A 12,695-nucleotide genomic window follows, 5' to 3' on the forward strand; every position below is an offset into this window, starting at 1 on the left:
TATGAGTCTTAACTCCTCTCCTCAGGGTGTTAGGGTACATATTGGATTATTTGGTAAAAGAAATGCTGGTAAATCAAGCATAATAAATGCTATATCAAATCAAGAAATATCTATTGTATCCGATGTTGCTGGAACTACTACTGACCCTGTTTTTAGACCTATAGAAATTTTACCAATTGGGCCTTGTGTGTTAATAGATACTGCTGGTCTTGATGATATAGGTAATTTAGGAGAACTTAGAGTAAGTAAAAGTTTGGACGTATTATCTAAAACTGATATTGCTCTTTTAGTTGTAGATAGTTTAGTAGGACTTAGCGAAGACGACTTAGCTTTAATCAAAACATTCAAATCAAAAAATATACCTCACATCTTAGTCTTAAATAAAATTGATTCTTTAAATACTAAATTTATAAATTTAGAACATGAATATGTAACATGCCCTGTAGTATTTGTATCTGCTAAAAATAAAGACGGAATAGATTCTCTAAAAAAAGAAATTATAAATGTTTCACCTAAGGGCCTAAATGAGTTCAAATTAGTGAGCGATTTAATAAAACCAGATGAATTTGTTTTATTAGTTGTTCCAATAGATAAAGCTGCTCCAAAAGGTAGGCTTATTTTACCTCAACAACAGATTATAAGAGACATTTTAGACTCTGGGTGTAATGCTATTGTTTCTAAAGAGGATAATTTGAAAGAAACTTTAGCTAATCTTAAGTCAAAGCCAAAATTAGTTATAACAGATTCTCAAGTATTTAAAAAGGTTAATAACAGTATACCTAAAGATATTCCACTTACATCTTTCTCTATACTCTTTGCTAGAGCTAAAGGTGATTTAAAAGAATTAATAGATGGATGTGCTGCTATTAACAATTTAAAAGACGGTGATAAAATTCTTATTGCAGAAGGATGTACTCATCATAGACAAGATGATGATATAGGTAATTTTAAAATTCCTAATATGCTAAAAACTAAAACTAATAAAAATCTATTATTTGATTTTACATCTGGTGTTTCTTTTAGTAATAATTTATCAGATTATTCTCTTGTAGTTCATTGCGGTGCTTGTATGATGAATAGAAATGCAATGTTAAGTAGAATTAAAAATTGTAGAGAGTTAGATATTCCTATTGTGAATTACGGAGTTCTTATGGCTTATGCTAATAATATATTAGACAGAACTCTAGAGCCTTTTAATATATGACTAAATATAATATAAAAATCCTAATAGATAAATTATATGAAGAAAACTCTCTAAAAAGCGATGAATTACTTTATTTGTTGGATAATATTGATAATGACTTAGATAATAAATTAAAAGAAAACAATATTAGCAATAGAAATTATTTGTATAAATTATCCTGTAATACTCGCGATAAATATTATGATAAAAAAGTTTTTTTAAGAGGACTTATTGAAATTAGTAATTTCTGCAAAAATGATTGTTACTATTGTGGAATAAGGTGCTCTAATAAAAATATTGATAGGTATAGACTTACTAAATCTGAAATCCTAGAATGTTGTGAAATTGGTTATAAAATAGGATATAAGACATTTGTCTTGCAAGGAGGAGAAGACTTGTACTTTGACGATAAAAAAATGTGTGACATAATCTCCTCAATAAAAATCAAATATCCAGATTGTGCTATAACCCTCTCTTTAGGAGAAAAATCTTACGAAACATACAATAAATATTTTTTATGTGGTGCTGATAGGTATTTATTAAGACATGAAACATCCAGCTCATCTCATTATAATAAACTTCATCCATCTAATCTTAAATTATCAAATAGAAAAAAATGTCTTAATGATTTAAAAAAAATAGGTTTTCAAATTGGAGCCGGATTTATGGTAGATTCTCCATTTCAAACCAATATAGACATAGTAAATGACCTTATTTATTTAAAAAATTTAAATCCTCATATGGTTGGTATTGGTCCTTTTATTCCTCATAAAGAGACCATCTTTAAAAATTACAATCCTGGTAATCTTGAAAAAACATTATTGTTATTAGCTTTAACCAGATTGCTACTTCCGTCAGTTTTGCTACCTGCAACTACTGCTCTTTCTTCTATTGATTCTAATGGACGTAACTTTGGACTACTAGCTGGTTGTAATGTTATTATGCCAAACCTTTCTCCTTATGAGTTTAGAAGTAAATATTCTCTTTACGATAATAAATTGTCTACTGGATTAGAAGCATTTGAACATAATAAAAAATTAGAAGAAAATATTAGTAATCTTAATTTAAGAATAGATTATTCTCGTGGTGATAATATAAATTGGAGGCGTGTTAAATGTTTATAAATCATGAACTTATAAATGAATTACTTGAAAATGCTAAAAATTCTACAGAAAGTGATATAGATAAAGTTCTTTTTAAGGCTTCAAATAGAGAAAAATTAACTTATAGTGATATTGCTATACTACTTCAAATAAATGATGATATTCAATTAAAAAAACTATTTAAAATAGCTGGAGAAATAAAAAATAGTATTTACGGTAATAGAATTGTTTTATTTGCACCTTTATATATATCTAACTATTGCGTAAATGATTGTGTTTATTGTGGCTACCAAAGATGTAATAAGTTTGAAAGAAGAAAACTAACTCAAAATGAGATTAGAGAAGAAGTTAAAATACTAGAAAAAATGGGACATAAAAGACTTGCACTTGAAGCTGGAGAAGACCCTAACAACTGTCCTATTGAATATATATTAGAATCACTTGATACAATTTATTCTACTTATAACCAAAATGGCAATATAAGAAGAGTAAACGTTAATATTGCTGCTACAACAGTGGATAATTATAAAAAATTAAAAGAAAAAGGAATTGGAACATATATTTTATTCCAAGAAACTTATAATAAACCTACATTCATAAAAATGCATGGTAAGTCTATAAAAAATGACTATTATTACCATCTAACAGCATTTGATAGAGCCATGGAAGCAGGTATTGATGATGTAGGAGCTGGAGTACTATTTGGACTTTCTGATCCTAAATTTGAGGTATTAGCTCTTATGATGCATAACGAGCATCTTGAAAATAAATTTGGAGTAGGTTTCCATACTATATCTTTCCCTAGATTAAAAAAAGCTGAAGGTATGGAACTAAAAGATTTTCCTCATCTAGTTGATGACGATACATTCAAGAAGATAGTTGCTATAACTCGATTAGCTGTACCTTTTACGGGTATAATTATGTCTACTCGAGAATCAGCATCTATGAGAAATGAACTATTAAAATACGGTGTTTCTCAAATTAGTGCTGGATCTATAACAGGCGTTGGAGGATATAAAGAGTGTGAAGACGGCAATAATGTAGATCAATTTACATTAGATGACCATAGAACACCTATTCAAGTTCTTAAAGAGCTTATTAATGATGAATACATTCCTAGTTACTGTACAGCATGTTATAGAATGGGAAGAACCGGGGATAGATTTATGAGTTTAGCTAAAAGCGGTGAAATTCATAATGTTTGTACTCCTAATGCCCTTACTACATTGAAGGAATTTTTATTAGACTATGGAGATGAAGAACTTCAAACTATGGGAGAAAAATTAATTCAAAAAGAACTTTCTAAAATTAAAAGAAATGATGTAAGAGAAATTGTATATAATAATATAAATTCTTTAAATGAAGGTAAAAGAGATTTATATTTATAGAGTTTTTTCATGTTAATTCTTCGTTAACTATAACTTTCAAAGAACATAATTTAAAATTTTTCATATCTTATATAAAGATAATTGATTTTTATAATATAAGTTTGTTATATATTGAAGAAATTTATTAGTATTTGTAAGATTATAACTTCTACCTTTTATTGTATATTAGTCATAATGATAGTACTATTATCTTATAAGGGAATGTTGTATATGTTAGGGGAGGATGAGAATTGAAAACTACAGTTAATAAAACTATTCCTTTCAAAAAAAGGGATGAAGATAAGAAAAATTCTAAGTATAATTTTAACATTAATAAAAATAGTGGATCATCTAAAGTTATTCGTTACCCAAAATACAAAAAAAAGAAAGATAAAGGAGTTAAAATAATAAAAAATAATAAGTTTTTTATTATAGTCCTTGGACTGATAATGTTTTTCTCTTTACTTTCCTTTATTGATAATAATTTGTTGAAAGACAAGTATGGTCCTAATGGAAAACCTTTAAAATCTCATTCTAGAGCTTCTTCTAGTTTATTAGTGTCTGAAGCTGAGTTTTCTCAGTTTTCAGATAAATCTGAATCATCAGTGAGAAGCGCCTTAAAATTAAATGGTGAACATTCAGTAAAAACAAAAACTATGCATAAAAATGGAAATTATATCTATTCTCAAGGTGATGTATCACTAGATAAAGATAATACGATATATTTTGATGCTATATTTGAAAATAAAGAATTAAAGTCTTTACTTATAGATGGAAAAGAATATATAAAATAAATATACTATAAAAAAGGGAGCTCTATTTCACTTTATAGAACTCCCCTTTTATTTTAATTAGTACTTTTATCACATTTTAAAACTTCACCACATTGACTTAAATCATATCCACCAAAGCTATCTACCTTTTTTTTGAAGCTGTTAGAATTTATTACATCTAACAATTTTTTTATATAGTCTTCTTTTAAATCTTTAGTTCTTACAAGTATACCATACTCATGTTCACATATAGGTATAAAATCTAAATCAAAAGCTCTAGATACTGAATATATCCCTATAGCGCAATCAGCGTCATCATTTTGTATTGTTTTTGCAACACACATATTAGTCGATTCTTCTCTCTTATATCCATTTATGGTACTTTTTTTAATATTGTTACTATCTATAAAATTATCAAGTAATATTCTTGATGCTGATCCTTTTTGTCTATTTACTATTCTATACTTTACTAAATCATGCATATTTTCAATTTTTAATGGATTACCTTTTTTAACAATTATCCCCTGAGTTCTTTTAGCTAATTTTATTATAGATATATCTTCATCTATAATATATTTTATGTAGTCTTCATCATCTAATTTAATTGCATGTACTGGAGATATATGGCATTCATTATTCTTAAGAGCTAATACTCCGTGTTCACTTCCTACATAAATTGAGTTTAACTTAAACTGACCTAAAGAATTTTTAGTTAATTCTGAGCTTATTAAGTCAACAATTAAATCATGGCTACCTATTGCTACTATTGTTTTATCAATTTCATCTATATCTTTTAGCAGTTCTACTTTTACAATACTTCCTTGTGATATCCCTTCTACATTTTGCGCTACCCTTATTACACCATCTGCATTAACTAAGCTAGTTATCGTTCCAGCACCTTGTTTTATAGGTATCGCCGTATACTGATTATCTACTTTTCCTAACTTAACTCTTATAAACTCCTCATATTTTAAAGAGCTCATTATTCGTTTCCCAAGTTTTGCTGTTATATACTGAGTATTAGAATATTTTTTATATGTAAGTTTATTTATTATAGGTTTTACTATATTCTCAATTACCACCCATGCTGATACAGGATATCCTGGTACTCCTATTATAGGTTTATTTTCTCCGTACCCTAATATGGCAGGCTTTCCTGGTTTTATAGCTAGCCCATGTATTAATACTTTTCCTATATCTGCTATTATGTCATGAGTATAATCTTCTCTTCCTTGAGAAGATCCTGCGCTTATTAACACCATATCACATTCATCTAGAGCATTTAAAACACTTTTTTTTATCTGGCTATAATCATCTTTAGCTATAGGATATATTATAGGTATAGCTCCATATCCTAATATTAATCCTTCAAATAGCTTTGAATTAGATTCTATTATATCTCCGATTTTAGGTGTTTCTTCTTTATTTATAAGTTCTGTTCCTGTTGGTATTATACCTACTTTAAAATCTTTAAATACTTTTACATTTTGTACTCTTGCACTAATCATAGCTCCTATATCTTGAGGTCTTATTTTATGAAAGCTAGGAATTATCATTTGTTGTTCTACTATATCTTCTCCTATACATCTAATATGCTGCCATGGTATAGCAGGCTTATATATTTTTGCAATCTTATTTTCTTTTGATAGTACATCTTCAATCATTATTACTGCATCAAAATCCTTAGGTATTGGATCTCCAGTATCGACTTCTATATAACCAATATTTTCTTTTAAAGTAATTATATTTTGCTCATTTGCCATAAACGTAGATTTTGCTTTAACTGCAATTCCATCCATTGCAGAGCAATTATAAAAAGGTGATGATAATTTTGAATAAACAGGCTCACAAGTTACTTTGTTTAAACAATTATCTATATCTATAAATTCACCTTCTAAATTTTTCAAATCTTTAATTTCATTTAAATACTTGTTTAATCCATCTTCAAGAGGTATATTCATTAAATATTTTCCCATACAAAAATCTCCCTATCAAATAGTAATTAGTTGTATGCTTTTATTTAAAACATACAACTTTTTATAATTTATTAATTTTTAAAATAAACAAACTTTAACTAAATCACCTTTATTTACCCCTTCTAGTTCTCTATTTATTCTTATATATCCATCACATTTAGCAAACTGTTTAATCGTACTTGACTTTGAAAATATCGGCATACATATAACCTTATTATTTTCATTTTTTATATTTACAGCTAAAACTTCTTCCCTACCCTTTGATTTGTGATAGTTATACTCAAACTCACAAACTATGTATTTATCTTCTTTACATTCAAATATTGAATTTATATAAGGCCTAATTAATGATTCAACTACAAAAGCACATGATAAAGGGTGCCCTGGAAGACCTACCACTAACTTATTCTCTACACTTGATATAATGGTTGGTTTTCCTGGCTTTAAAGCTATTCCTTCAACAAATACTTTACTATTTTTAAAGCTTTCTATAGCCTTTAGTGTTTCATCTTTTTTTCCTACAGAACTTCCACCTGATATAAGTACGATATCGCATTCATTTATAGCGTGATTCATTAAACTAATAATCTCTTCTAAATTATCTTTTACTGGTGAATAAATTTTAGGATTTAAGTTCATCTTTTTAAATTGACCATATAAAATATATGCATTTATATCTTTAATCTTAGCCTCTTTTATATCTTCCTCTATGTTAAGAATTTCATCTCCTGTAGATATAATTCCAACTACTAATTCTTTATATACTGAAATGTCTTTTATATTTGCTCCTGCTAATACTCCTAAGTCTCTTTCATTTATTAAATGCCCTTTTTTATAAAGGATTTCATCTTCCTTTATATCCTCTCCTATTCCAACGATATTTTCATTAAATGAAGTATTCTTTTGTACATAGATTTCTTTATCATTTAATTTATCACAATACTCCATCATAATAACACCCTGAGCGTTTGATGGTATCATTGCACCAGTAGGAACATATACACATTCATCTTCATCTAAATCAAATTTACAGACTTTACCCATGTGACTTTCTCCTAGTAGTTTTAGATTTGTAGTGTTTGATGCACTTGCTGATATAACATCTTCAAAACGAACTGCATATCCATCTACTGTTGATTTTCTAAAGTGAGGTACATTAATATTTGAAACTATATCCTTTGCTAAATATCTATTAAAACTATCTATTAAATTAACTCTCTCGACTTTTAAATCCTGAATAAATGTACTTTTTATTATACTTAAAGCGTCTTCAACATTTACTACATCAAAAAGTTTCATAATTCCCCTCCTAATTAAGTTAAATTGCCATACTTAATCCTAAAATACACTTTATTAAGCATTTCTTTTCTTTTTCTGTAAGTATATTTTTTTGTAATAATAGCTTGCAAAAACCTAATTTTTCATCACTATCTTTTATTTTTCTTACTTTGCTATTTTCATTTACGAATAATGGTCTATAATATTCATAATTTTTTATTATATTTTCTACAAAATAATTTAAATCAATAATTTCTGTATCAAATGTTTTTTTATAAGTATTTATTCCTTGAGCTAGTGTTAAACTATCCATACCATAATAATTTGATAATTCATTTATTTTATTAGATTCTTCTATACTAAAACCTTGTTCATGTATTCTGTTTACAGTGCTACTTTTACAATTTAAACAGCATCCATAACAAGAATTATTCTCATCATACCAATTTACATTACTTTTATTTATTATCCTTTGCCCTATTATTTGATTATATCTTTTGAATTTTTCCTCATCATATGGAATTAAATTTTCTTGACTTTTTAATACTATAGCTTTTAATTTTTTTGTTGCCATAAGTTTTCCTAATCCATTTTTGCCACATGATTTATTATTCCTAAACATTATTTTTGCAAAATCTACCTTATTAATCCCCGCCATTCCTACTGCAGCTATTTCTATCTTTTCTTCTTCTAATTCCTTTTTTAATAACTCCTTAACAACATCATAACTTTCATTGTATATGTACTTTGCATCTTTAATGCTTATATTATCTTTATCTATATATACATATACAGGTTCTTGACTTTCCCCTTCCAATACTAAATAATCATATCCATTACATTTCATAAAATGTGCAAAATGACTTCCACTTTGCGATAAAGAATTTTTATCATACACACTTAATCGATTTAACCCTACAACTCCGTATCCAGCTAGAGGTGGCGCTTCAAATACCAAATTGTCACCGTTTAAATTGATTTTATATTCGTCATACTGATGCGTTACTTTTATTCTCTTATTTTTTAAGTTTATATATAGTATTTTTTTCATCAGCTTTCCCCCCTTATAGTATATTATAGCACTAAATTTATAAATATTTTGTATTTTTTTGGAATATATTAAAAGAAACCGACGTCTTATGAAATCGTTTATCTCAATATATACATTGATATTAATTTTGTTTTTAACCTTATATATATTTTATTTTTTTTATGCTGTATTTCAATCCTATAAATATAGTACTTTGTCATATTGTTCTATATTATTATAAAAATAAAAAGGACTGATATATCAGTCCTTTTTATTTTTATAATAATTCTTTTTTAACTATTTTAATCATTTGTTCCAAGAAATAAAGGACCTCCCCCAAATGCTGGCTGTGATTTGTATCCATAATTAATAGAAGGCATTACTATTCCATTAATATGCTCCCCTAAAAGTTCTGCAAATCCTTCTGATATTATAGTATCCGTAGATAAAAGGTAAATGAGGTCCATGTTGTTCTACTGAACCAATTGGTAATATCACTACATCTTCATCTTTTTTATCATTAAACTCATACCATGTCATATTTGCCATTAAAGTCATTTTGATTCCTCCCTAAAAAAAATATATATTATCAAATATCTATAAGAAAATATTAGTATATTAATTATATCATGATTTAAATGCAACGTAATATTTGTTAATTGACCTTATTGAATAGATTTTTATAATAAGTTAATAGTTAATATATAGTAATTTAAGTTATAATATAAATATTATATATTTGTGGAGGTTTTTATGACATTATCAAAATTTAGTGATTATGCATTTAGAATTTTAATACTTCTTGGAAATAATCCTGATAATACATTTACAGTAGACTCGATTTCGAAAACTTTAAACTTATCTAATAATCATATAAAAAAAATAGTTTATAAATTAGCTACAGAAGGTTATATAGAGTCTACAAAAGGTCGAAATGGTGGTATTCGCCTGGGCAAAAATCCTTGTGATATAAATCTCGGTGAATTACTTAAAATTACAGAGGATAATTTAAGTGTGGTTGAATGTTTTTCTAAAAATAATAATACTTGTAATATCAGTTCTTCGTGTAAACTTAAAGGTGTAATCGGTCATGCTCTTAATTCTTTTATGAAGGTCTTTGATGATTATACTTTAGCTGATGTTTTAGATAATAAAATATAAATTTATAAGCATAATATTACAGTAAAAACATGGTTAACTTAATTTATATATGATTAACATAACCATGTTTTTATTATTTTTTTGAATATACAGATTTGATTTAATCCTCTAGGTTATTTTCTTTGTGCCTTTCTACTTTAAACATTTCTATTAAAAAATCTTCATTATAACTTATTCCAGCTTTTTGAAGTGCTATTTTAATTTGCTCATCTACACTATTTATACCGCCGAGATTTGGAAGTAATAATCCTCTTTTATCTAGCGTACTTACTATAACTCCATATTCATAAACATTTAGATCATTTAATGTGCATGGCTCTGGTTCAAAAAGTACGTCTACTGATATATCTAAATATCCTAATTCATCTTTTGATACTTTTGAAAATCTATGGTCTTGTGTCGCAGCACTCACTGCATTTCTTATTATTTCTTGTGCTACATTATCTGTTATTGCACCAATAGTTCCTATACATCCTTTTAACTCCCCTTCTTTCTTTAACGAAACAAATACACCACGTCTTTCATTTAACATTTCATGTGGTAAATCATCAGACTCTTTTAAATAGTGTCCTTTGTCATAATAATAGTACAAACTTTTTCTTGCTAACTGAGTATATAAGTCCCCTTTAGAAAGCTTCTCTATTCTTTTATGTTCCTGATCTGTTTCTAATTCTACTGATAATTTCTTGTCTGACTTTTTTGTGTTAAATTTTACAACACCGTATCCTACTCCAAAAGTATCCTCATAACTTAAAATCGTTGCATCTATATCTTTTCCATCCATTGCTCCTGCTAAGATATACATAGATCTTAATCCGCATTCTCCAGCTTCTTTTATTAGTTCATAATTTATATCAAGTAAGTTTTTCATATTTCCTGATTCTAGTGCACCTAAAAATTCAGTGTCAAATTTCTTTCCATAAGGACTATATGAATACGGACCTTCTTCTTTTAATCTGTGAGATAAATCTCCTGATGCGACTAAAACCGCCTTACTTTTTAATTTTTGTACACTCTCACTTATTATCATTCCAAATTTATAAAGCTCAAACTTTGATAGCATACCATATGTTATATGCACTAAATTATACTTTTTATTCTGTATTATATAGTAAAGAGGTATTAAAGCTCCATGGTCTAACTCTAGCGTGGCTCCATAGTTTACACATGTATATTTATCAAGAGGAGCTATACCTATACCTTTAATAGTTGAATTTTCTATTATTTCACTTGTTAATTCTCTGTTTATATCCATTTCTAATTTTATTTCACCCGATTCGAACTTACTTAAGTCCCCCTCTAATTTGTCACTATCAACAATTGCTATTCCATCTTTAAATACTAACCCATGTGGTGATATTATTATTATAGTATCTATATCCATGCAACTAATTTCTGTACTTATTTGTTTACAAGAATTTATAGTTTTAATTATTTGTTGTTCTTGTCCTTTGCCTATCGCATCTATCATAATAGGTGGATGAGGCATTAAATAAAATTTATCCATAAATACTCACCTTTTACTTTCATATGTATTTTATAACAATAGTCATCCTATGTAATTGTATATATTTTATATTTAACTATTTAGCCTTTATTTACTCAATTACATAGAAAATTTATTATTATTTATTAAAAATAATATAGGATATCTATACATAGATATCCTACATTACTTATTTATTTATTTTTTTATACTATCCTTAACAGCTTTACCTACATTATACCCTGTATTTAATGTTTCTTTACCCACATTGTATCCAGTTTTGACAGCTTCTTTTCCTACATTCATAGTTCCTTTAACAGCTTCTTTTGCAACATTTCCAACTCCATTTACTACTTCTTTTCCTACATTCGTTACTGGATCAGTTACTTTTTTTACTGTCTTTTCTACTTTATTTCCCATATATGTTCACTCCTTGATATTTTTTGTTTATAATTCTACCCTTTGTATTATTTTATGTTTAAATATCCTTTGTTGTTACATTATTATTCTTAATTACACAAAAGTTTACTTTATGTTAAAACAAAAAAAGCATCTAGATTTTTCTAGATGCTTTTTTCCTTATTTTTATAAATGAATATTTACTTTTTCCATTAATTTTTCTTTAGGCATAAATCCTACTAAAGTTTCTACAGGCTTTCCATCTTTAAATATCATTATTGTAGGAACTGTACTAACACTATATTTTCTTGCTAGTTCCATACTTTGGTCTATATCTATTTTTACAAAATTAGCTTTTGATTCTACCTCATTTGCAGCTTCTTCAAATACAGGTGCTAACATTTTACAAGGACCACACCATGTTGCAAAAAAATCTACAACTGCAATTCCAGATCCATTTTCAATTTTTGAATTAAATTCTTCGTCATTCATAACTCTAACTATATTTTCCATTTAGTTTATTCTACTCAAAATGATTAAGTAGATTCTCCTTTCTAATTATTTAATTTTTATTAATGTAAATTATTTTTTATAGATGCGCCTTGTCTCTTATTAGACATTTTTTTATCATTAGTTTGACTTTCTTGTACTTTTGATTTTTTATTTATAGTTCCTTGAATTTTATTTACAAATTCTTGTATTAATTCATTTTTATTATTTTCGCTTAAATTTTTTTTCATCCTACCACCCTTTCTGATAAAATTATTTTTTCCTTTACTAAGTATTTTACACGTGTTAATTAATTACTATTTTTAATATTATTTTTGTCTAATTTATTTCTAATTTAGCTTTTATAAAAATAAAAATTTATTTATTAATAAAAAATTATCATATATTGTATCTTATTGCTTCAATATTTAATACAATATATTATACTAA

Annotated in this window: 13 protein-coding genes; 5 read left to right on the top strand and 8 right to left on the bottom strand. The window is 26.8% G+C overall.

The features are described 5' to 3' along the window. Position 1 precedes the first annotated feature (1 nt). The 4 genes from hydF to NWE74_RS05750 all read left to right on the top strand — a co-directional run bounded on the left by hydF (position 2) and on the right by NWE74_RS05750 (position 4,447). Positions 2-1,204 carry a [FeFe] hydrogenase H-cluster maturation GTPase HydF gene (gene hydF, locus NWE74_RS05735; protein WP_258242274.1) on the top strand — a complete coding sequence of 401 codons (1,203 nt, stop codon included), beginning with the start codon at positions 2-4 and terminating at the stop codon, positions 1,202-1,204. After that, positions 1,201-2,307, top strand: coding sequence for a [FeFe] hydrogenase H-cluster radical SAM maturase HydE (hydE, locus tag NWE74_RS05740; protein WP_258242275.1), 1,107 nt, complete (start codon positions 1,201-1,203; stop codon positions 2,305-2,307). Before hydF ends, hydE begins: the two co-directional genes overlap by 4 nt. Further along, positions 2,298-3,674: a [FeFe] hydrogenase H-cluster radical SAM maturase HydG gene (hydG, locus tag NWE74_RS05745; protein WP_258242276.1), complete on the top strand. Its 1,377-nt coding sequence runs from the start codon at positions 2,298-2,300 to the stop codon at positions 3,672-3,674. Before hydE ends, hydG begins: the two co-directional genes overlap by 10 nt. A 230-nt stretch (positions 3,675-3,904) precedes the next feature. Further along, positions 3,905-4,447, top strand: a complete 543-nt coding sequence (locus NWE74_RS05750; RefSeq protein ID WP_258242277.1) for a hypothetical protein — start codon at positions 3,905-3,907, stop codon at positions 4,445-4,447. 53 nt (positions 4,448-4,500) lie between these two features. Here NWE74_RS05750 and NWE74_RS05755 read toward each other — a convergent pair whose 3' ends face one another. From NWE74_RS05755 to NWE74_RS05770, 4 genes are all read right to left on the bottom strand, one after another. Beyond that, on the bottom strand, positions 4,501-6,402 hold the full coding sequence (locus tag NWE74_RS05755; protein WP_258242278.1) for a molybdopterin biosynthesis protein: 1,902 nt from the start codon (positions 6,400-6,402) through the stop codon (positions 4,501-4,503). Between the two features lie 78 nt (positions 6,403-6,480). Beyond that, positions 6,481-7,701 (bottom strand): molybdopterin molybdotransferase MoeA, encoded by a 1,221-nt coding sequence (locus NWE74_RS05760; RefSeq protein ID WP_258242279.1) that lies wholly within the window; start codon positions 7,699-7,701, stop codon positions 6,481-6,483. Between the two features lie 19 nt (positions 7,702-7,720). Next, complete coding sequence (locus NWE74_RS05765) at positions 7,721-8,731, bottom strand: aldehyde ferredoxin oxidoreductase N-terminal domain-containing protein (RefSeq protein ID WP_258242280.1); 1,011 nt, start codon at positions 8,729-8,731, stop codon at positions 7,721-7,723. Between the two features lie 369 nt (positions 8,732-9,100). Continuing rightward, positions 9,101-9,268 (bottom strand): creatininase family protein, encoded by a 168-nt coding sequence (locus NWE74_RS05770; protein ID WP_258242281.1) that lies wholly within the window; start codon positions 9,266-9,268, stop codon positions 9,101-9,103. Between the two features lie 195 nt (positions 9,269-9,463). Between NWE74_RS05770 and NWE74_RS05775 the strand changes: the two genes are divergently transcribed. After that, complete coding sequence (locus tag NWE74_RS05775) at positions 9,464-9,871, top strand: RrF2 family transcriptional regulator (RefSeq protein WP_258242282.1); 408 nt, start codon at positions 9,464-9,466, stop codon at positions 9,869-9,871. Positions 9,872-9,971: 100 nt separating this feature from the next. Here NWE74_RS05775 and amrA read toward each other — a convergent pair whose 3' ends face one another. The 4 genes from amrA to NWE74_RS05795 all read right to left on the bottom strand — a co-directional run bounded on the left by amrA (position 9,972) and on the right by NWE74_RS05795 (position 12,496). Beyond that, positions 9,972-11,378 (bottom strand): AmmeMemoRadiSam system protein A, encoded by a 1,407-nt coding sequence (gene amrA, locus NWE74_RS05780; RefSeq protein ID WP_258242283.1) that lies wholly within the window; start codon positions 11,376-11,378, stop codon positions 9,972-9,974. A gap of 177 nt (positions 11,379-11,555) precedes the next feature. Next, a complete protein-coding gene (locus NWE74_RS05785) occupies positions 11,556-11,777 on the bottom strand; it encodes a hypothetical protein (RefSeq protein ID WP_258242284.1) in 222 nt (73 codons plus the stop codon). 165 nt (positions 11,778-11,942) lie between these two features. Then, positions 11,943-12,260: a thioredoxin gene (gene trxA / locus NWE74_RS05790; protein ID WP_258244421.1), complete on the bottom strand. Its 318-nt coding sequence runs from the start codon at positions 12,258-12,260 to the stop codon at positions 11,943-11,945. A 68-nt stretch (positions 12,261-12,328) separates the two neighbouring features. Next, positions 12,329-12,496, bottom strand: coding sequence for a hypothetical protein (locus tag NWE74_RS05795; RefSeq protein ID WP_258242285.1), 168 nt, complete (start codon positions 12,494-12,496; stop codon positions 12,329-12,331). Between the last annotated feature and the right edge of the window lie 199 nt (positions 12,497-12,695).

It is taken from the genome of Romboutsia lituseburensis (assembly GCF_024723825.1).
GTDB lineage: Bacteria > Bacillota > Clostridia > Peptostreptococcales > Peptostreptococcaceae > Romboutsia_F > Romboutsia_F lituseburensis_A.

Excerpts from the sequence above, each read along its gene's own strand:
- hydF (WP_258242274.1), top strand. The coding sequence starts at position 2 with ATGAGTCTTAACTCCTCTCCTCAGGGTGTTAGGGTACATATTGGATTA.
- hydE (WP_258242275.1), top strand. The coding sequence starts at position 1,201 with ATGACTAAATATAATATAAAAATCCTAATAGATAAATTATATGAAGAA.
- hydG (WP_258242276.1), top strand. The coding sequence starts at position 2,298 with ATGTTTATAAATCATGAACTTATAAATGAATTACTTGAAAATGCTAAA.
- NWE74_RS05755 (WP_258242278.1), bottom strand. The coding sequence starts at position 6,402 with ATGGGAAAATATTTAATGAATATACCTCTTGAAGATGGATTAAACAAG.
- NWE74_RS05760 (WP_258242279.1), bottom strand. The coding sequence starts at position 7,701 with ATGAAACTTTTTGATGTAGTAAATGTTGAAGACGCTTTAAGTATAATA.
- NWE74_RS05765 (WP_258242280.1), bottom strand. The coding sequence starts at position 8,731 with ATGAAAAAAATACTATATATAAACTTAAAAAATAAGAGAATAAAAGTA.
- NWE74_RS05770 (WP_258242281.1), bottom strand. The coding sequence starts at position 9,268 with ATGACTTTAATGGCAAATATGACATGGTATGAGTTTAATGATAAAAAA.
- NWE74_RS05775 (WP_258242282.1), top strand. The coding sequence starts at position 9,464 with ATGACATTATCAAAATTTAGTGATTATGCATTTAGAATTTTAATACTT.
- amrA (WP_258242283.1), bottom strand. The coding sequence starts at position 11,378 with ATGGATAAATTTTATTTAATGCCTCATCCACCTATTATGATAGATGCG.
- NWE74_RS05785 (WP_258242284.1), bottom strand. The coding sequence starts at position 11,777 with ATGGGAAATAAAGTAGAAAAGACAGTAAAAAAAGTAACTGATCCAGTA.
- NWE74_RS05795 (WP_258242285.1), bottom strand. The coding sequence starts at position 12,496 with ATGAAAAAAAATTTAAGCGAAAATAATAAAAATGAATTAATACAAGAA.